This window comes from Paenibacillus apiarius (assembly GCF_017052585.1).
Lineage (GTDB): Bacteria > Bacillota > Bacilli > Paenibacillales > Paenibacillaceae > Paenibacillus_B > Paenibacillus_B apiarius.
In genome coordinates, this window is record NZ_JAFFHZ010000001.1 from 5,481,812 (window position 1) to 5,501,962 (window position 20,151).

Genomic DNA, 20,151 nt, shown 5'->3' on the forward strand with positions numbered 1-20,151 from the left:
TTTAGTTCGTCGTTCTCTTGTAGAATGGGGCTTTGATGACACGCGCCTTCAGCTGCTTCCCGCGAATTTCGACCATTACTTCCGTATCCAGTTCACTGTAAGCGGCATCAATCAAGGCGAGACCCAGATTGCGCTTGAGTGTGGGGGACTGCGTTCCCGTCGTCACTTCGCCAATGGGGTTCCCTTCGGCTAATACGGGATAATGGGAACGCGGAATGCCCTTGTCAATCATTTCGATTCCGACGAGCTTGCGGCGAGGCCCGTCAGCCTTCTGGCTTGCGAGCGCTTCGCGGCCGATGAAATCGCCCTTATCCAGCTTGACGAAGAAGCCAAGTCCAGCTTCAAGCGGCGAGATGCCGGCCGATATTTCCTGTCCGTACAGAGGAAGCTTTGCTTCGAACCGCAGCGTGTCACGCGCGCCCAAGCCGGCCGGTATAAGCCCGTGCGCTTCGCCTGCTTTCATTAGCTCTATCCATACGCGAGGCGCGTCTTCAGCGGATACGTACAGCTCAAATCCGTCTTCACCGGTGTAGCCGGTCCGGGAAATCAAGGCGCGCACGCCGCAGACAACGGCGTCCGTCACAAATTGAAAAGGCTTCAATACGGCTAGCGGCGCATCCGTAACATGAGCTGCGATCGTGTGCGCATTAGGACCTTGCAGCGCGAGCAACGCGGTGCTGTCTGAGACATTCTCCAAGACGACATCGGCAGGGAGATGAGCCTGCAGCCACGCAAAATCCTTGTCAATGTTGGAAGCGTTGACCACCAGCATATAACGGTCTGCAGCCAGCCGGTAGATAAGAATATCGTCGACGACGCCTCCGTTCGGATTGCATAAGAGGGAATATTGCGCTTTTCCGTCGACGAGACGGGTGACATCGTTCGTCGCCATGTGCTGCAGAAAGGCTTCTGCCGATGAACCGCTTACCATAAATTCGCCCATATGGGAGACGTCGAACAAGCCTGCCTGTGTGCGTACGGCTTCGTGTTCCTTCTGAATGCCGCTGAATTGCACCGGCAGTTCCCATCCGCCGAAGTCGATGCAGCGGGCGCCGGGATAGTCGGCGTATAACGGGAATATCGGTGTTCTTTTTAACTGTGACATGACTTCACCTCGATCGCCTTATTAGTTGGGTATTTAATGGAAAAATAAAAAAGACAGGCAGAAGTAATCAGCATGCATACGCCTACTGTATTCCTTCCGCTCTGTCCTTGGTACCTGAGAGTTACCTCGCATTCGCGCATGCGAATGTTGCGAGTTTCCCCTTGGGTGACTCTTAAAGCAAGTGCTCAAAAGGGACTTATTGAACAACCTTTAAAAGAGTTCTCTCCAGAGATGCGTCCGGTAAAAGTCCTTTTGCCTGAGAGATTCACCCATATAGGCTTACTCCTTCGGCGTTACCTGCTAGCGGTAATCTCTCCCCTTACCATCATTCGCGTGTACAGTTGTATACCTACATTATTACTAGATGCTTCCACACATTGTCAATCCATTTTTTGCGGGTTGAAAAAATGTTGTCCGAAATATTGACATAAATCGATGGCTGAACTACGCTATAGATGTTAAATGCATCCTTGTTAAATTCATACAACGCGGATGAAGATGGCCGGGAGAGACCGACACGCGTTTTCTGTGCCGGCACCGAAGGAGCAAGCTGCCAACCTGCCGATTGGCAATTAATCTCTCAGGTACACGTACCGTCATCGGACGCAGCTCTGGAGAGCGCATTAGCCACCCAAGGGGTAAATTCGATCGTGTCCATGGCGGCGGGATTGGGCACAAACTCTCAGGTACCGAGGACAGAGAAGAGGGCGACAAGGGCCTTTTCTTGTCCTTTTTTTTACATGCGTACCAACCTGGACAACTACAATTATGATGAAGAAATGAGGCGTTAGCATGAGTGAAGTAAAAGAGAATTTACGGTACAGCGAAGAACATGAATGGGCTTTCGTCGTCGATGACCGCACCATACGCATCGGAATTTCCGATCATGCGCAGGCTCAACTGGGTGATATCGTATTTATTGAATTTCCTGAAATCGGTTCCACGATCTCCGCCGGCGACAGCATGGGTTCGATTGAATCGGTAAAGACGGTCTCGGAGCTGTACTGTCCTGTAAGCGGAACGATTACGAAGGTGAATACGGAGCTGGAGGATGCGCCGGAAAAGGTGAACAGCGAGCCTTACGAGGGCGGATGGATTGTCGAGCTCGAGATCGAAGGCAGCATGGAAGAGGCGCTCAAGCATTTGTTAAGCGCGGAGAAATATCAGCAATTTATCGACTAAGCGCAAGCAGTGAGATAGCAAGCGGCACCTCCCGGGAATCGCGCAATGCGGGCAGCGGGGGGTGTTTTTGCATTTTCAAAAAAGGATATAGAGCCTTGACTCCGGAATCATATGGGGTAAAGAGACAAAGGGGAAACCAACGATGGAGATAAAACAATTACGCGCATATTCGCGTGCAGAGATGCAATTGGTTGGGGAATTTGGCTATATCTCTGACCAAAAATTTGAAGTAAGCAAAGAAGAGACATTGAACAAGGTTACGATCAACATAAGCTTAAAACATTTAGACACGCCATATAAGAAGAAAGAAATGAACGAGGAAGACGATCACGAGCGTTATAGCAAGTTAGTAAGCTTAGGATATTCACTGGCGCTTTATGTCGGAAATGAACCAGCAGCCATAGCCATCACTGAACCTCAGGATTGGAATAATACGTTGTTAATATGGCATTTTCAAGTTGCAGAACATCACAAACGAAAATCATACGGAAAAAAACTTATGAGCAAGCTTGAAGAGGTTGCAAGAGAGAACGGATGTAGAGCGATAACATTAGAAACGCAAAATACCAATGCTCCTGCAATCCGCTTTTATCAGAGCTGTGGATTCGAGATTGAAGGGGTAGACTTATCATTTTACACCAATCATGATGTTGAAGCTGGAGAAGTTGCTCTATTTATGAAGAAAAAATTGTTATAATTGCATTAATGCACATGCCGTAGCGCAATTATGTATCAGACTCAGCTAAGGAAAGGAAATGAATGATGAACCGATTTGAACAAAAAATGATTGAGTTTATTGCGTCGCAGCAACTGAAAGCCGAGCATTTGGTGTTGGCGCAGTCTTGCCACTCGGTGAAAGAAGCCGCTATTGCTGTAAACGGATCGGAAGACCAATTCGTCAAAAACATTTGCATGATAGACAACGAGGGCAGATTGATTGTTGCGATTGTGCATGGAGAGGATCGGGCAAGCACTTCGAGAGTTGGCAAAGCGCTCGGTATCGATAGACCGAGATTGGCAGAAGAGGCGGAAGTGTTGGAAAGAACGGGTTATCCTGCAGGAGGAGTGCCTTCCTTTGGATACGATGCATTGTTTTTGATCGATCCGAAAGTAACCGAGATGGAATTCATCTATACTGGCGGCGGGTCTCCTAACTCATTAGTTCGCATCGAAGTCGAAGAAATGTTAAATGTGAATATTGGAAAGATACTTAGAATAAGAAAATAAAGGGAGAGAATGCTGTGAAAGGAATAGTGACGCCGGTGGCTCAGGATGTTGTCATCGAGCAAGTAAAAGAGAAGTTCAACTGCACCGTGTTGAAGTGCGAAGGGCGCCCGGTTCTGGAGTATGGAACGGAGGCTGAATTGGTTCAGATCGGAGAATATGTAAGAAGCGAGTTCGATAAAGAGCTTCTGGATGTTTTCTTCGCGGCTATTGAAAGCGTGAATTCGGAATAACATTCCATACGAGCACGGGCAACAAAGCCGTACACTCTGCTCGAAAGAATCGAACCTGACAAGACATTGTAACAACTTACATAGTGGTAAAAATGATTCATTGAAGTGAACATTGGACAAAAAGGAGGACGGGGCTAATGTGGGCTACGAATGCAGCTTGGGTATGGGCGCTGTGCTATACCATTTTAGGCATCAGTTTGGCGGCAAGCGTGTACAGTTTATTCAGAAAGCTATTAACGCTGATGTCATGGATTCATGTCGGCGTTCTCATTACCGGGTTCGCCGTTTTTTTCTTGAATTCGCTTGGCAGAAGCGAAGGCATGACGGAACTGGAATATTTGGTTAACCAGTTGTTCCAAGGCTCATCATGGGCAATTTTTGTGGTGTGTGGCTATCTGTACACCATCGTGTGGTGGTGTTGCTTTATCTCCTCCTATAGACGAAACTAAACCAAAGTTCATTTGGGATAGGAAGCGGGATACGGCTCGGCCAAGAGCAAGCCTTTTTCATAGCCTTGAGGGCAGGGATGTTATGCAACCGGATATGGAAGCATATAATGATTACATACATCTCCTCCATTTTTATAGGCCTTTCCGTTAGAGGAGAGGCCTTTTCGTTATGGATTCGTGATCGGTGAAGGGGGTGTCATAGGTGATCGGGCAGGACCCATTGGATCGACTCATTCTGTTGTTCAGGCTGTTTTCAGCTTGCGTTCAGGTTCTTTTCATGTGGGTATTATATAATGGTGCCACTAGATATCGGGGGCGGGGGATACCTATGCATCAGTTAAAGGGAATTAAAATATTGCTTGTGGATGATGAACCCAATATATTGCAGTTTCTGGAGCTCGGGCTTGTGAATGAAGGTTTTGATGTGAAGACGAGTCAAGACGGGATCGCGGCCATAACGTTGATGAAAGAATTTCAACCCCATGTCGTCATCTTGGATGTCATGATGCCAGGGATGGATGGCTTTGAAGTATGCGCAATGCTCAAGAAGATGGATCAAGTGGCGGTCATTATGCTGACCGCCCGCGATGAAGTCGACGATCGCATCAGGGGGCTTACGCTTGGAGCGGACGATTACATGGTAAAGCCATTTAGCTTTGCGGAGCTATTGGCTCGCATTCACGCGAGAATCCGGAACCAATTCCCGCATCTTGTAGGCGAAGTCAATCACGGACCGTTCCGCATCGATGACCGACGCAAGGAAATCAGCATGGACAAGCGTGTGCTGGAGCTCTCGCCAACCGAGTATGAGCTGTTAAAGTTTATGCTGAGCAATCACGGGCTTGTGCTGAGCAAGTCGGTTATTTTGGATAAAGTGTGGGGGTACGACTTCGGCGGCGACGAGAATATCGTGGAAGTCTATGTCCGTTCGCTGCGCGACAAGTTGCATGATCGCGAGCATTGCTTGATTCGAACGCTGCGGGGCGTCGGATATCGGGTGGACCTGCCATGATTCGCTTAAGCAAGAGTGGAGGCAGGAGGCGTCAACTGTTCGGCTCATTGCGTTGGCAGCTGTTGTCGAGATCGCTGCTTATTTTGGCCGTTTTGCTCGTTCTGATCGGCCTGTTCCAATATGTATTCATGCGTCAGTTTACGTACCATAACAAGGCGGAAAGTCTACGGAACCAGGCCTTGTCCATCCCTCCGGAGGCGTGGCGGCAGGCTGGCGTGCCTGTCCAGAATAACGGGTACCGCAGCGGCTGGAAGGCAGTCCGCGTCCGGAGTCAGGATGGAGGACCGCCTCCCGTCGTGTTTATGCCTGGAGTCACAATCGCGTTCATCGATAAGAACGGCGCCTATTCCGTTCTGTCGGAATGGAAGAGCGCGGGAGCGGCTCCGCGTCTGCCGGACGAAACGTACAATAGCGTGCTGCAATCGAATCCCGCCTTGCGGCGGGACGGGACCGAGTATGAAGTGGTCAGCAATGCGGACGGCGAGGAGCAGATAGTGGTGCTGCATCCCATTCAGCTAAGCGGATCGGTTAAGGGAATTGTGCAGATTAGCGCCCGGACGGGGCCGATGAAGGAGGAGCTGGGGCGGCAGCTGCTTATTTTTATCGTGCTGGCCATATTTGCGCTGCTGGCTGGATTATTGACGTTCCTGCCTGTGTTAAAAAGAACGCTGCATCCGCTGTCGAACATGGTTCACGCCGTGGAAAACGTCAATGCTGGCAATCTGGACGAACGGTTCAGCACGAATCAAGGCCAACAAGAAATCGATCGGCTTGCGATATCGTTCAATCGGATGCTGGAGCGGCTTCGCGCGTCATTCGAAGCAGAGAAGGAAGCAAAAGAACAAATGCGTCAATTCGTGGCGGATGCGTCGCACGAGCTTCGCACTCCGTTGACCTCTATCCATGGCTTCTTGGAGGTGCTGCTTCGCGGGGCTTCCCAGCAGCCAGAGCAGCTGGAGAAAGCCCTGCACAGCATGTATGGGGAATCAGAGCGGCTTAATCATCTGGTGCGGGATCTGCTGCTGCTCGCCAAGCTTGATCGGACGCCTGACATTGCTCTGTCGGAAGGCAGACTGGACAAGCTGATTCAGGACATGGAGCCGCAGCTGCGTTTATTGGCCGGCAGCCGTCATGTTGAATTGGAACTATCCGATCCTGCGGTATGCCGATTCGATAGCGATAAGATGAAACAGGTCATACTCAATCTATTCTACAATGCCGTGCAGCACACGGAACCGGACACGGGGATCATTACGCTGGAGCTTAAGCGGACAAGTGATGCGGTACAGCTCATGGTCAAGGATAACGGGATCGGCATCGACGCGAAGCATATCTCGTATGTATTCGATCGATTCTACCGGAAAGATTATTCCCGTACGCGGAAGAACGGCGGGGCGGGGCTAGGGCTGTCCATTTCGAAATCGATTGTGGAATCTCATGGCGGGACTATACACGTGGAGAGCCAGGCAGGCAAAGGGGCTGCGTTTATGATTGTGCTTCCAATAACCTCCCGTTAATATGACCGGGACGATGCGCGAAATATAGAAACAATCCTTGTATTGGTTAATGTAATCCGTACAAGGGTAGACCTCTTTCATTGAGAATGATAATATTTCTCAATGAGGAGGAATCGAGATGAGCCATAAATTACCAGTGCTTCCTTCGATGTTTCATTCCGTGTTCATCTATTACGGAAAGAATGGCTCGAGCAGAAGGAGCAGCCAGCAGGTCAAGCATGCCCTAATACAAGAAGCATATAAACTTGGTTGCATCCACGAAGTAAGGGTGCAGGCAATACCTTGTTCACGAACAAATATTCAAGGGTGCGCCGTCAGGATAGAGCCCGAAGGAGCCTTCTATCACCAGGTAACGCCGGAGACGGCCATAGAGATTTTGCAGCGGCTCATGGCGGGACGGAGCAGTGAACGAGCGGAGGATGACGAGGATGAATTTCCGTACCCGCCGGTCATATTGGATTTTTGGGATTTCAGCAGCACGCTTGCGTTGCTATTGAGATATTGGAATAAGTGAGTGATTCGCAATACAGGTGAGAGATTAGACCGTTAGCTTAAAAATAGAATAGGCGGTTATGCTGTTGAAGCAGGGCGATCAAGCGGCGATCGTCCTGCTTATTTCATGCGTCAGCACAAAAAAATAGGTGAAAGGTAGGAGGGGGAAGGGGTAACAACGGCTATAAAGTCGTATCATCATCCGCTCTTGCTCGAAAAACTCTGAATACTGGCGCTAATGTCTATGCGATGCCCAGTTTGGCGGAAACGAAACATATGCGTAAGTGTTGGTACGCATATTGCCGCCATACTCTTTCTACGATTTTTAATAGCCCAATTATTTATTAATTAATGTTTGTCAAATATCTTGCTTCTTCGCAGAAAAATGTGTAGACTACGATAAGAGCCTATATTTAGTGTTTGATTAAGAGAGTACATACTAAATATGGATTGTTTACCTGAATATCATAGAGTAAATAAGGTGTCTGGTTGGACTTAAAAGGGAATCCGGTGCAATTCCGGAACTGTCCCCGCAACTGTAAGTGTGGACGAGATGGGCGTTGCCACTGTATTATGGATGTCTGAGAGTCGCTAATACGGGAAGGGCCCGCAGTAGGATGACACACAAGTCAGGAGACCTGCCTATTTGCTTAGTTTCGCATCTTCGGGGGATGAGAAGCGGGAACGACACGCTGCAGAGTGCTTGGTGAAGCAACAAGCGCTGTACTTTTTTGCTGTCGTTTTACGCTCATCTACCAGATTAGATGGGCTTTTTCTATAAAAAAAATGACAGAATCATGATTACAATGCTTCTAGCAATGGAGGGTCTCGGATGCGTATCGTATTTGACTCAAAGACCGGAAACGTGAAGCGCTTCGTCAAAAAGCTTGATCTCGATTGCATTCAAGTCGCTGAAGGGTTGACTGTCGATGAACCATTCGTCTTGATTACCTATTCGACTGGATTCGGACAAGCGCCTCAATCGACTTTGAAATTTTTGGAGAATAATGGCCACATGCTGCAAGGGGTGGTCTCCAGTGGTAATATGAATTGGGGCGAACTTTATGGCAAGGCAGCGGACCGTATTTCTGAAATGTACTCAGTTCCCGTATTGATGAAATTCGAGCTGAGCGGAACAAATAAAGATGTGGAGCGTTTTAAACAGGAGGTAAACGAAATTGTCGATGCAACTATCAAATTGGATTCAGCTTAACAATGAAATTATGGTGCTAAAGGATGGAAAGTATCAGTTTGAAAAAGATCGTGAGGCGGCTAGAAGCTATTTTGTCGATTATGTCAATCAAAACACGGTCTTCTTTCACGATTTGAGAGAAAAAATCGATTATCTCATTGAGCATGACTACTACGAACAGGAGCTGTTCGATAAATATAGTTTTGCTGAAGTCAAGAAGTTGTACGAGATGGTGTATCAGAAGAAGTTTAGATTTCCTTCGTTTATGAGCGCTTTTAAGTTCTACAACAACTACGCTATGAAAACGAATGACGGAACGAAGTTTTTGGAGCGTTACGAAGATCGCATTGCGGTCGTGTCCCTCTTCCTAGGCAACGGCGACATGAAAAAGTCGATGGAGTACGCGGATCTCTTTATTTCGCAGGAATACCAGCCGGCGACGCCGACCTTCTTGAATGCCGGGAAAAAGCGGCGCGGTGAATTGGTTAGCTGCTTCTTGCTCGAGATCGACGATTCGATGAATTCGATCGGATTCGCCATTAATTCGGCTCTGCAATTAAGTAAAATCGGCGGAGGCGTAAGCTTGAGCTTGAGCAAAATCCGCGCAGCCGACGAACAGATCAAAGGCTTGGACGGCAAAGCGAGCGGTGTGCTGCCGGTAATGAAATTGTTTGAAGATTGCTTCTCCTATGCGAATCAATTGGGCCAACGCGATGGCAGCGGGGTCGTGTACTTAAACATTTTCCATGCCGACATTCACGAATTTTTGGATACGAAAAAGATTAACAGCGACGAAAAAATCCGTATCAAAACGCTGTCGCTTGGCGTCGTAGCTCCGAATAAATTTTTCGAATTGGTAGAGAAAGACAAAGATATGTATCTCTTCTACCCTCATACGGTATACAAAGAGTACGGAATGCATCTGGACGATATGGACATCACCGCTATGTACGATGAGCTCGTCAACAACCCGAACGTCCGCAAGAAACGGGTCGTTGCCCGCGATTTGATCATTAAGATAGCTCAAATCCAGATGGAATCCGGTTATCCATACCTGATGTTCGTCGATAACGCCAATGAATATCATGCGCTGAAAGAAATCGGCCGCGTTAAATTTTCCAACCTGTGCAGCGAAATTGCGCAGTTAAGCGAAGTATCCACGATCAATGATTACGGTGAAGCGGATGTAATCAATCGCGATATTTCCTGTAACTTAGGCTCGCTTAACATCGTTAACGTGATGCAGAACAAACGGATGAAGGAGACGGTTCATCGTGCGCTGGACGCGTTGACCGAGGTGAGCGACCGCAGCGACATTTCGATTGTCCCTTCTGTAGCGAAGGCGAATCGCGAATTGCATTCCGTTGGGCTTGGGGCTATGAACCTGCACGGTTTTCTCGCTTTGAACAAAATCGCTTATGAATCGAAGGAAGCCATCGATTTCGTGCGCACCTTCTTCATGATGCTCAACTTCTACTCGCTGGAGCGGTCGATGCTGATTGCGAAGGAGCGAGGCGTGACATTTAAGGATTTCGAAAAGAGCGAATATGCGAATGGATCTTATTTCGAGCGGTACCTCAACACGGACTATTCGCCGCGGACGGAAAAAGTGGCTGCCTTGTTCGAAGGCATGGACATCCCGACTCACGATGATTGGGTGAAGCTGAAGGAGCAAGTGGCTCAATACGGCGTCTACCATGCTTACCGCTTGGCGATTGCGCCGACGGGGTCGATATCTTATCTGCAATCGTCAACCGCTTCGATCGCGCCGATTACGCAGAAGATCGAGGAACGCGAATATGGGGATTCCAAAACGATATATCCGATGCCGTTCTTGAATGAGGACAACTTCTTCTATTACAAAGAAGCTTATGATATGGATATGTTCAACCTAATCGATCTGGTTGCAGAGGTGCAAGTTCATATCGATCAAGCGATATCGACTATCTTGTACGTCAAAGACGATTTGACGACGAGAGATTTGGCTATGTATTACATTTATGCCCAGAAGAAAGGGTTAAAGACACTCTATTATACGCGTACGAGAAAAAGAACAATCGACGAATGCGTAAGCTGCGTCGTCTAAGCACGGAAAATGCGCAGATATGCATCATGAATGATGAACTGCTTTGATTGTGCCAGTGGTGTCGTTAGAAGGAGGACATATTGATGAATAAGTTTGAAGCGGTGAATTGGAATGCTCCGGAAGCCGACTATACCGAGCTCCTGTGGACCCAGAACACCTCGCAGTTCTGGTTGGATACCGAAATTCCGATTTCGAAGGACTTGAAATCTTGGGTAAAGCTAAGCCAGAACGAAAAGCTGACTTTTATGCGAGTATTGGGCGGATTGACGCTGCTTGATACGGAGCAAGGAAACGTCGGCATGCCGATGATTGCGCAGCACGTAGCTGACAAGCAGAAGAAGGCAATCCTTATTTTCCAAGCGGCCATGGAAGAGATCCATGCCAAAAGCTACAGCACGATCTTTACGACGGTAGCCAGCTCGGAGATGATTAACGATACGTTCGAATGGGTGAAGGAAGACAAGCATTTGCAGTACAAAACTTCCAGAATCGATTCGTACTACAAAAATATACAAGACGGCGGCAACCTGAGCCTCTATCAGGCGATGGTCGCTTCGGTATTTCTGGAAAGCTTCTTGTTCTATTCGGGCTTCTTCTATCCGTTATATTTGGCAGGCCAGGGAAAAATGGTGGCGAGCGGCGAGATTATTAAGCTCATCGTGCGGGACGAGAGCGTACATGGCGTCTTTGTCGGCTTGCTGGCTCAGGAAGTATTCCAGCAATTGAGCGGTGAAGAGCAAGCAGCGGCTGCCCGCTTTGTGCAAGATTTGTTGAACGACCTGTATAAAAATGAACTCGAGTATACCGAGAAGCTCTATGATCCGATCGGATTGACCCATGAGGTCAAGAAGTACATTCGTTACAATGCGAACAAAGCTTTGATGAACCTTGGGCTTGAGCCTGTATTCGAAGAGGAAGAGGTCAACCCGGTCGTTCTGAACGGGATCAGAACCCAGACGACGACGCACGATTTCTTCTCCACGAAGGGACAAGGCTATCAGAAGGGCAAGGTCGAGCCATTGCATGATGAAGATTTTGATCTTCTGAATCGCCGTGTGCTGGAGTCGAATAAGCTCGGAATCTAGTCATACAGCAAGCACAAAAATCCTCCCTCATACGGAGGATTTTTGTGTTGCGGAGCACCTATACAAGCGGGGATGGATCCAGTACAATGTCCATGTAAGTAAATCCTATTTGGTAGAGGCTTCCATCATGGAATTGTATGACGATTGTTTTGTATAATAGGTACAGGCAGTAGAATGATGCAGATTAACCCATAGGGAGGATACATGCTATATGAAATTCAGTGAGTATCAATATGAGCGTCCCAATATTCAAGCTGTTGAACAGCAGTTTAAAGAACTATTGAGCGCCTTCAATACGGCGAAGAGCTTAGAAGAGCAGGATCGCGCCATGGCTGCTATCAATAAGCTGCGCAGCGAAATCGATACCCAGAGCCAAATTGTCGGCATTCGCCATTCCGTAGACACGACGGACGCGTTCTATAAGGCGGAGCAGGATTATATGGACGAGGTCGGTCCGGTCATCCAAGAATACATAACAGACTATTATCGCGCGTTGGTCAACTCGAAGTTCAGAACGGAGTTGGAAGGCAAGTGGGGCAGTCAATTGTTTGCCTTGGCGGAGCTGTCCTTGAAGACGTTCCATCCCGATATTATAGAAGATTTACAGCAAGAGAATAAGCTTGCGACGGAATATTCCCAGCTTATCGCTTCCGCGAAAATCCAGTTCGAAGGCGAAGAGCGGACTTTGGCGCAGTTGACGCCGTTCGAGCTGTCCACCGATCGGGAGCTGAGACAGCGGGCATCCGAATCCAGATATCAGTTCATGGCGGAAAATGAAGCGTCGTTCGATCGCATTTACGATGATATGGTGAAGGTGCGCACGAAGATTGCGAAGAAGCTTGGCTATAACAATTTCGTGGAGCTTGCTTATGACCGGATGAACCGTACCGATTACAACGCTGCCATGGTCGCGGGCTTCCGCAACCAAGTGTTGGAGCAGATCGTTCCCGTCGCCACGAAGCTGAAGGAACGCCAGCGCAACCGGATTGGCGTCGACCAATTGCGGTATTTTGATGAAGGCTTCAGCTTCAAGACAGGAAATGCGACACCAAAAGGTGACCCGGATTGGATTCTCCAAAATGGCGCGAAAATGTACGCTGAGTTATCTCCGGAAATGAACGAGTTCTTTACGTTCATGATGGATAACGAGCTGATGGACTTGGTCAGCAAGAAAGGCAAGCAGAGCGGGGGCTACTGCACGTATTTGAGCGAGCACGGAGCGCCGTTTATATTCTCGAATTTTAATGGCACCTCCGGCGACATCGACGTATTGACTCACGAAGCGGGTCATGCGTTCCAAGTGTACGAGAGCAGACATTTCGAAGTGCCGGAATATAACTGGCCTACTTATGAAGCGGCGGAGATTCACTCCATGAGCATGGAATTTTTCACTTGGCCGTGGATGGAATTGTTCTTCAAGGAAGACACGGATAAATACCTGTTTGATCATCTGGCATCTGCTCTGACCTTTATTCCTTATGGTGTCAGCGTGGATGAATTCCAGCATTTCGTATATGAGAATCCGGAAGCGACTCCGGCGGAACGCAAAACCGCTTGGCGCAATATCGAGAAGAAGTATTTGCCGCACCGGAATTACGAGGGCAATGACTATTTGGAGCGCGGCGGCTTCTGGCACAAGCAGGGCCACATTTTCCAATCGCCATTCTACTATATCGATTACACATTGGCCCAACTGTGCGCATTCCAGTTCTGGAAGCGGATGAACGAGGATTGGAAGCCGGCATGGACCGACTACCTGAGATTGTGCCAGGCTGGGGGCAGCCACTCTTTTACGGGCTTAGTGAAACTGGCTGGCTTGACTTCTCCGTTCGAGAATGGCTGTGTGGCGTCTGTCATCGGCGAGATCGAAGCATGGTTGAACGGGGTAGATGACACGGTATTGTAAGCTGAGCTGAATATAGCAATTCCAACAAGGCCGCATGCGTTGAACGCATTGCGGCTTTTTTCTGAATAAGTCTGACTGCCGTATAAACCACTCCGCTTGTCCCGCAGCATCTGACTTTTCTTATCCAATAGGCTTACTCAGAAGGTTGGAAGGGCTATTGTGTACTTAACAGCATTTAGCCTCACTCTCCCCTTAACTCAGCAACAAACCAATGTTGAAGAAACGAATGTATTTCTGATTGAAAGGGAGAATGAAGCAAAGGCATATGAAGAGTATATGGTCCATAGTGAAAAACTTCGTAATTGTCGTGCTAAATCTAATCGGAGAGTTGTGGGTCAGCCCATTCCGGAAAAATGCGTTCTACGATCCATATCCCCGGAATTTGAGCAGGGCTGGATATGCCGTATTTGTAACGACGGGGCAGAACTTCGGCAGAGATGAAGACGATAAAATTGTCATCGCTGACAGCTTGCAGGATTTTGTCATTCTGCTTATTTATCTGCAGCGCGTCGAGACAATCAATGAAGAGTCGTACACGCTTGGTGCCGAATATATTCCGGCAAAATGAGACTGTTCAATTATAGTGATGATTGCGTGATCGTCATCCCTGCCTGCGGAACGAATTCAATCCGATATTCACATTCCTTGTCTGCAATGGTTACGGCCGAGAATCCTGGTTGTTCCCGCTCTTGCTGGAGCAGTCGGATCCCGCCTCTGTCGAGCTGCCACTCATATGCCTCTTCGCCAGTGCGAACAGGCGCCGATAAATGATAGACCTGCCGGTACCGCTCCACCGAAGCAGCTGCATTAGCGGAATAGATGGGCTAGTTCTTCCGTACGAACGCCCAATTGTAAGTAAAATTGAATTTTTCTCACTCGTACGACGTCTGCGGCGTCATATTCTCTGTAGCCGCTCTCCGTCCGCACAGGAGAGAGCAGCTCTTTTTCTTCGTAATATCGCAAGGAGCGAATGCTGACTCCAGTCAGACGTGACAGGTCACTGATGCGCATCTGTTATAAGCCCTTTCACGGGCCCGGTAATGTCATGATAAAGTATAACATCATGTGAGGGTCAAGCACGGGTTAGTCGATTCCATACCGTCAGACAGGAATAGAGTTAAAGCGTTTACATAATTTGTAGTTTATGCCTATAGTCAAAAGAGGCCTTGTTCCCTTACATTAGTGGAGTAGTCATCTATTCCCATTTATTAAGGAGGCATGAATGATGTTGAGTCGAAGTTATCCGTATTCTGGCAAGTTTTTGCGGCGCATGAGCGCGCTCATGTTAGGAACCTCGCTGCTCATTGCTCCGCTCGGGGCCGCGGTTGGAGCTGAAGAGGCCGCCATGGTGCAAGGAAGCGAGCCTATCGCTGAACAATTGGGCACCGGGGCTGCGGCAGCTGAGGCATGGTCGGCAGAGAAAAGTTACGCGGCAGGAAGCATTGTTACTTATAATGGCAAGCAATACCGCGCGAAATGGTGGACGCAAAACGACGTTCCGGATAAGCCGGCAGCCAATCCGTGGGAAACGCCGTGGGAGCTTATCGGCGACGATCCGGGCAATCCCGGCGGGGGTGAATCCGATACGGAAGCGCCAACGGCTCCATCTGGTCTTCATGCATCGGCTAAAAGTTCAAACGCTATAACATTGAGCTGGGAAGCAGCGACAGACAATATCGGCATTGCAAAGTATGACGTGTACCGGAACGGAACCTTTCTCGCTTCGGTGACTGCCTTATCTTATGCAGACAGCGGATTGCAAGCGGATACATCATACACATACACCGTAAAAGCCTACGATGCAGCCGGCAATGGAACGGCTAGCGCGGAGCTGAGCGTGCGGACGGATGCTGCCGGAACCGATCTCGGGGTCGGGCAGAGCCGGATATTAACGGACGAGCAAATTGCGTCGCTATGGCAAGGCATCGATCCGCAGTATGCTCCGGACAAAGCGGCGCAAGCCGTGCAAGCTGCACTGTCGAAAGCGCAATTCGAAGAGCTGTTCCCATTGCGCATCGGATCGCCGGAATGGCATCAGGTTGCGAACGGAAAACCGTATTATCGCGCCGATCAAACCGATTATTACTCCTATGACAATTTAATAGCAGCCGTGCGCGATGTAGCGAATATCAAGTATAAAATCGAAATGCGGGAAGGTTCGGCATGGCTGCAGCGGATTAGCCGTCTGGACAAAGCGCAGAAGAAGGAAACGCTCTTGCTGGAAACGTCAGGCTTTAACGACGACTGGGCAGCCGCGAAGCCGATTCTGACCCGGATTGTCGACTTTGGCTCGTTCCTGAAGGAAGGAGCAGACAAGGACAAAAAACGTGAGCTTGCCGCTTTCTTGGCCAATATTGCTCATGAAACGGGCGGAGGCTGGGCGACCGCTCCGGGAGGAGAACTGCGATGGGCCCTCTATTGGAATGAAGAAGTCAGCTATATCGGGGGTAATGGCGGGATTGGGTATGTAGATGGGGCAAACAAGGACTTTCCTCCTGTGTCCGGCAAATCATATCACGGACGCGGGCCGATTCAATTAAGCTGGAATTATAATTATGGATTATTCAGTTCAATTATTTATGGCGACAAGCAAGTGCTGCTCAACGAGCCGGAACGCATCACGGCGGATGGGAAGCTCGGGTTCATGACGGCGATTTTGTTCTGGATGACGCCGCAATCGCCGAAGCCATCCTGTCACGACGTGATGGTGGGCAACTGGGTGCCTTCGGCTGAGGAGATTGCCAAAGGCTTGAACCCGCCGGGCTTCGGAGTGACGATTATGGTCATCAACGGGGGACAGGAAGGCAACCTCGGCGAGAGTGACGTTCGCATTGCTCGCAGAGCGGGGCACTATCGCGACATTACGGCGAAGGAGGGCGTGGATATCACGGGCGAGAAGCTCGATACGCTTGGCATGCGGCCGTTTTAGGAAATGAAATGCCTCTTCGACCGGAATCTTTTCCGGTTGGAGAGGTTTTTTTGAGTGAGATGATGCTCATATCATGGTAAAGTGATTACATATCCAAAATTTGAACAGGAGGTCATGCACTAATGATCAAAAGACGAATCACAGCCGAGGATTTGTATCGATTTACTTGGGTGAGCGACCCGGCGATCCGTCCTGCCGGCGGCACGATTGCCTATGTATCCAAGACCGTAAATGAAGACAAGAGCGGGTACCGCTCACGCATCTGGCTGACGGATGGGGATGGGAGCGCACAGCGGGAATTCACGCGCGGCGAACACGATTCGGCGCCTGCTTGGTCGCCGGACGGCTCCAAGCTGGCTTTTCTCCGCAAGGACGGACAGAAGAACCAAGTTTGGTTCATCGATGCGGACGGTGGAGAAGCGTACGCCGTTACGAAGGCCGGAGAGGGAGTCAGCGCCTTCGCTTGGTCGCCAGACGGACAAGCCCTTTTGTATACGGCAAAAGCAGAGCCGGACATGCAGGCGAAAGGCGATGATGCAACAGCCGAACGGGATGACTCGCCTAAGCCGGGAAAGCAAGCGCTCGTCGTGGATCGGATGAAGTCCAAAGCCGACGGTTCCGGCTTATGGGATGGCAAGAGAGCGCATTTGTTTGTGCACGACATTGAAAAAGCGAGTGACAACGCGATAACGTCCGACCACTTTGATGTGACCGATTTTGCTTGGTCCCCGAGCGGAGACGCGATCGTGTTCGCAGCTAAAATTCCAGACGATGCATCGAGAGATGCCGATCTTGTGTTAACGAACGATCTGTTTGCCGTCGGACGGAATGGAGGAGCGTTCCGCAGACTGACGAAGGCCGGAATGTCCGTCAGCAAGCCGGCGTTCTCGCCCGATGGCAGCCGCATCGCCTTTTTCGGCCACGAATATTCGCATGGCAATGCAACGACGACACAGATTTACACCGCTGTGTATCCCGGTGGAGAAATCAACTGCTTGACAGGCGGATTGGATCTGACTATGGGGAATGCGGCAGTCACGGATATGAAAATGGCGGGGTCCTCGGGTCCTATTTTCAGCCGGGACGGGCAATCCGTCTATGCGATCGTGACGACGGAAGGTAATGTCCATGTCGGCCGCTTCGGCGTGGACGGCAGCCATGAGATGCTGACGTCGGGTCCGCGGGAAATCATTCAGATCGCGTATGCCGGAAGCGGCAACGAACTCGTTCTGGTTGCATCGGATACGCAGCGGCCGGGAGAACTGTACCGCTTGCATGCAGAGAGCAAGCAGGAAGTGCAATTAACGCGGAGCAATGCGGCACTCCTGGAGGAACTGGAGCTGAGCAAGCCCGAATCGTTCTGGTTCGAAGCGTCCGACGGCGAAAAGGTGCAAGGCTGGATCTTGCCTCCGGTCGGGCTGGAGACAGGGAAGAAGGCGGCCACCATCCTCGAGATACATGGAGGACCGCACGCCATGTATGTGAACTCCTTCATGCACGAGTTCCAACTGCTGGCCGCACAAGGTTACGCGGTCATCTATTGCAATCCGCGCGGCGGGCATGGCTATGGCCAAGAGTTCGTCAATGCGTGCCGCGGTGATTACGGCGGACGCGATTATTTGGATGTAATGGAATTGGTTGATTATGCCGTATCCCATTACAGCTATGTGGACGAGCAGCGCCTTGGCGTGACGGGCGGCAGCTACGGCGGATTCATGACCAACTGGATCGTGGGTCATACGAACCGGTTCAAGGCAGCCGTAACGCAGCGTTCCATCTGCAACTGGCTCTCATTCTACGGCGTAAGCGACATCGGGTATTTCTTCACTGAAGACCAGATCGGCGGCCAGCCGTGGGAAGAGCCGGAGAAGCTGTGGAAGCATTCCCCGCTTGCTTATGTGAAGCAAGTGGAGACGCCGCTGCTAATCTTGCACGGAGAAGAGGATTTGCGCTGCCCGATCGAGCAAGCGGAGCAGCTGTACGTCGCCTTGAAGCGTCTGGGTAAGAAGACGCAGCTCGTGCGGTTTCCGGGCGCGAATCATGATCTGTCCCGCAGCGGACATCCTGAGCTGCGGGTGGAACGGCTGAACCGAATCGCCGGATGGATGAACGGATTGCTTCAAGCGTAGGGCCTAGCCACCGCAATTCAATTTGCTCCCAACATGAATTTTCCAGTTGCAGCCATAAGGGGAAAGGGTGTAACTATGGCGAACATTTTCATGTTAGTCTATAATAAGCACCTATCGTCTTAGACGATGTCATGACTGAATTTTTGGGGGAATATCTTATGATGAAATATGGCATGTATATTGACGGTCAATGGGCCGATGCAGATAAGACAATAGAGGTCATCAATCCAGCGACGAGACAAGTTGTGGGCACGGTCCCGTTCGGCGGCGGCGATCAGGCGAAGCTGGCGGTTGACGCAGCATATGAAGCTTACCGGAGCTGGTCCAAGACGACGGCAGACGAACGGAGCAAGTTGCTGAAGAACTGGCATAGGCTCATTGAAGCGCATACGGACGAATTGGCGCGCATCATGACGATGGAGCAGGGAAAGCCGCTGCAGGAAGCGATCGGGGAGATTCGGTATGCCAATCAATATATCGAGTGGTATGCGGAAGAAGCGAAGCGAATATATGGGGAGACCATTCCCGCTTCATCTCCGAATAAGCGGATGATCGTGCTGAAGCAGCCGGTCGGGGTCGTCGCGGCGATTACGCCGTGGAACTTCCCCGCGGCGATGATTGCACGTAAAGCGGCGCCTGCCTTGGCAGCCGGCTGTACGGTCGTTGTTAAGCCGTCCGAAGAAACGCCGTTCACCGCGCTCAAGCTTGCCGAATTGGCTGATGAAGCCGGCATCCCGCGCGGCGTCTTGAACGTGGTGACGGGGGACCCGGCAGCCATTGCGGCCGAGTGGCAGCGAGATGCGCGCGTACGCAAGCTGTCGTTCACCGGCTCCACGCATGTAGGCAAGCAATTGATGCGGGGCGCGGCAGATACAGTGAAGAAGGTCTCGCTAGAACTGGGCGGCCATGCTCCATTTATCGTTACGGAGCACGCGGATCTCGAAATGGCGGTGGAAGGGGCGATTGCGTCCAAATTCCGCAATGCGGGTCAAACGTGCGTATGCACGAACCGGATATATGTTGCCGCGCCTATCGCCGATGAGTTTACCCGCAGGCTCGCCGACCGGACGTCACGCTTGCAGGTTGGGGACGGCATGCTGGATACGACGGACATCGGGCCGCTGATCAACGAGCGGGCGGTAGGCAAAGTGAAGGCGCATATTGCCGATGCCATCGCCAAAGGCGGACGAGTCGTTGCCGGCGGTCACGCAGCAGAGGATAGAGACGGGTACTTCATCAAGCCAACCGTTATCGCGGACGCGACGGACGAGATGCTGTGCATGCAGGAGGAGACATTCGGCCCGCTTGCTCCGGTAGCGGTGTTCCAATCGCTGGAGGAGGTCGTCCGGCGTGCGAATGAATCGCCATACGGTCTTGCGGCATACGTGTACACCGAGAACATTCGGGAGGCGGTAACGATTGCGGAAAGCTTGGAATATGGCATTATCGGCGTGAATGACGGGGCTCCCTCGGCAGCGCAGGCGCCGTTCGGCGGCTTGAAGGAGAGCGGCTTGGGCCGGGAAGGCGGTCATTTCGGAATGGAGGAGTATTTGGAAATCAAATATATTTCTTTGGGGATATGACATCCGGCTCATGATTATAATCTGTAT

General features: G+C 50.4%; 19 protein-coding genes and 4 riboswitches. Of the genes, 16 read left to right on the plus strand and 3 right to left on the minus strand.

What is annotated here, in order from left to right; translation table 11 throughout:
* Position 1: 1 nt before the first annotated feature.
* On the minus strand, positions 2-1,105 hold the full coding sequence (gcvT, locus tag JSQ80_RS24265; protein WP_206097041.1) for a glycine cleavage system aminomethyltransferase GcvT: 1,104 nt from the start codon (positions 1,103-1,105) through the stop codon (positions 2-4).
* Between the two features lie 91 nt (positions 1,106-1,196).
* A riboswitch (glycine riboswitch) is annotated at positions 1,197-1,339 on the minus strand.
* Positions 1,340-1,434, minus strand: a riboswitch (glycine riboswitch).
* Between the two features lie 163 nt (positions 1,435-1,597).
* A riboswitch (glycine riboswitch) is annotated at positions 1,598-1,711 on the plus strand.
* Between the two features lie 186 nt (positions 1,712-1,897).
* On the opposite strand from gcvT, the gene gcvH reads away from it, so the two are divergent.
* From gcvH to JSQ80_RS24330, 13 genes are all read left to right on the plus strand, one after another.
* Positions 1,898-2,287: a glycine cleavage system protein GcvH gene (gene gcvH / locus JSQ80_RS24270; protein ID WP_206097042.1), complete on the plus strand. Its 390-nt coding sequence runs from the start codon at positions 1,898-1,900 to the stop codon at positions 2,285-2,287.
* Between the two features lie 142 nt (positions 2,288-2,429).
* Positions 2,430-2,984, plus strand: a complete 555-nt coding sequence (locus JSQ80_RS24275) for a GNAT family N-acetyltransferase (protein ID WP_206097043.1) — start codon at positions 2,430-2,432, stop codon at positions 2,982-2,984.
* A gap of 65 nt (positions 2,985-3,049) precedes the next feature.
* The gene (locus JSQ80_RS24280) at positions 3,050-3,514 is read left to right on the plus strand and encodes an aminoacyl-tRNA deacylase (RefSeq protein WP_206097729.1); all 465 of its coding nucleotides are present in this window, start codon (positions 3,050-3,052) and stop codon (positions 3,512-3,514) included.
* 14 nt (positions 3,515-3,528) lie between these two features.
* Positions 3,529-3,744, plus strand: coding sequence for a hypothetical protein (locus tag JSQ80_RS24285; protein WP_206097044.1), 216 nt, complete (start codon positions 3,529-3,531; stop codon positions 3,742-3,744).
* Between the two features lie 137 nt (positions 3,745-3,881).
* Positions 3,882-4,193 (plus strand): hypothetical protein, encoded by a 312-nt coding sequence (locus JSQ80_RS24290; protein WP_206097045.1) that lies wholly within the window; start codon positions 3,882-3,884, stop codon positions 4,191-4,193.
* A gap of 328 nt (positions 4,194-4,521) precedes the next feature.
* A complete protein-coding gene (locus JSQ80_RS24295; RefSeq protein WP_206097046.1) occupies positions 4,522-5,205 on the plus strand; it encodes a response regulator transcription factor in 684 nt (227 codons plus the stop codon).
* Entirely contained in the window at positions 5,202-6,722 is a 1,521-nt protein-coding gene (locus JSQ80_RS24300; protein ID WP_206097047.1) for a sensor histidine kinase, read from the plus strand. The genes JSQ80_RS24295 and JSQ80_RS24300 overlap by 4 nt, the downstream gene beginning before the upstream one ends.
* 118 nt (positions 6,723-6,840) lie before the next feature.
* Complete coding sequence (locus JSQ80_RS24305) at positions 6,841-7,236, plus strand: (2Fe-2S) ferredoxin domain-containing protein (protein ID WP_206097048.1); 396 nt, start codon at positions 6,841-6,843, stop codon at positions 7,234-7,236.
* Positions 7,237-7,675: 439 nt separating this feature from the next.
* A riboswitch (cobalamin riboswitch) is annotated at positions 7,676-7,874 on the plus strand.
* Between the two features lie 172 nt (positions 7,875-8,046).
* Positions 8,047-8,427: a class Ib ribonucleoside-diphosphate reductase assembly flavoprotein NrdI gene (gene nrdI, locus JSQ80_RS24310; RefSeq protein ID WP_206097049.1), complete on the plus strand. Its 381-nt coding sequence runs from the start codon at positions 8,047-8,049 to the stop codon at positions 8,425-8,427.
* On the plus strand, positions 8,399-10,492 hold the full coding sequence (nrdE, locus tag JSQ80_RS24315) for a class 1b ribonucleoside-diphosphate reductase subunit alpha (RefSeq protein ID WP_206097730.1): 2,094 nt from the start codon (positions 8,399-8,401) through the stop codon (positions 10,490-10,492). The genes nrdI and nrdE overlap by 29 nt, the downstream gene beginning before the upstream one ends.
* Before the next feature lie 83 nt (positions 10,493-10,575).
* Positions 10,576-11,577 carry a class 1b ribonucleoside-diphosphate reductase subunit beta gene (gene nrdF / locus JSQ80_RS24320; RefSeq protein ID WP_206097050.1) on the plus strand — a complete coding sequence of 334 codons (1,002 nt, stop codon included), beginning with the start codon at positions 10,576-10,578 and terminating at the stop codon, positions 11,575-11,577.
* Between the two features lie 211 nt (positions 11,578-11,788).
* Positions 11,789-13,483: a M3 family oligoendopeptidase gene (locus tag JSQ80_RS24325; protein ID WP_206097051.1), complete on the plus strand. Its 1,695-nt coding sequence runs from the start codon at positions 11,789-11,791 to the stop codon at positions 13,481-13,483.
* Between the two features lie 286 nt (positions 13,484-13,769).
* Positions 13,770-14,051, plus strand: coding sequence for a hypothetical protein (locus JSQ80_RS24330; RefSeq protein ID WP_206097052.1), 282 nt, complete (start codon positions 13,770-13,772; stop codon positions 14,049-14,051).
* A gap of 10 nt (positions 14,052-14,061) precedes the next feature.
* On the opposite strand, the gene JSQ80_RS24335 is transcribed toward JSQ80_RS24330, so the two are convergent.
* Together JSQ80_RS24335 and JSQ80_RS24340 are read right to left on the minus strand one after the other, a co-directional pair.
* On the minus strand, positions 14,062-14,277 hold the full coding sequence (locus tag JSQ80_RS24335) for a hypothetical protein (protein WP_206097053.1): 216 nt from the start codon (positions 14,275-14,277) through the stop codon (positions 14,062-14,064).
* 13 nt (positions 14,278-14,290) lie between these two features.
* The gene (locus tag JSQ80_RS24340; protein ID WP_206097054.1) at positions 14,291-14,494 is read right to left on the minus strand and encodes a MerR family transcriptional regulator; all 204 of its coding nucleotides are present in this window, start codon (positions 14,492-14,494) and stop codon (positions 14,291-14,293) included.
* 211 nt (positions 14,495-14,705) lie between these two features.
* Between JSQ80_RS24340 and JSQ80_RS24345 the strand changes: the two genes are divergently transcribed.
* The 3 genes from JSQ80_RS24345 to JSQ80_RS24355 all read left to right on the plus strand — a co-directional run bounded on the left by JSQ80_RS24345 (position 14,706) and on the right by JSQ80_RS24355 (position 20,124).
* Positions 14,706-16,412 (plus strand): glycoside hydrolase family 19 protein, encoded by a 1,707-nt coding sequence (locus JSQ80_RS24345; RefSeq protein ID WP_240463793.1) that lies wholly within the window; start codon positions 14,706-14,708, stop codon positions 16,410-16,412.
* A 122-nt stretch (positions 16,413-16,534) separates the two neighbouring features.
* Positions 16,535-18,541 (plus strand): S9 family peptidase, encoded by a 2,007-nt coding sequence (locus tag JSQ80_RS24350; protein ID WP_206097055.1) that lies wholly within the window; start codon positions 16,535-16,537, stop codon positions 18,539-18,541.
* A gap of 158 nt (positions 18,542-18,699) precedes the next feature.
* Positions 18,700-20,124: an NAD-dependent succinate-semialdehyde dehydrogenase gene (locus JSQ80_RS24355; protein WP_206097056.1), complete on the plus strand. Its 1,425-nt coding sequence runs from the start codon at positions 18,700-18,702 to the stop codon at positions 20,122-20,124.
* Positions 20,125-20,151: the final 27 nt, after the last annotated feature.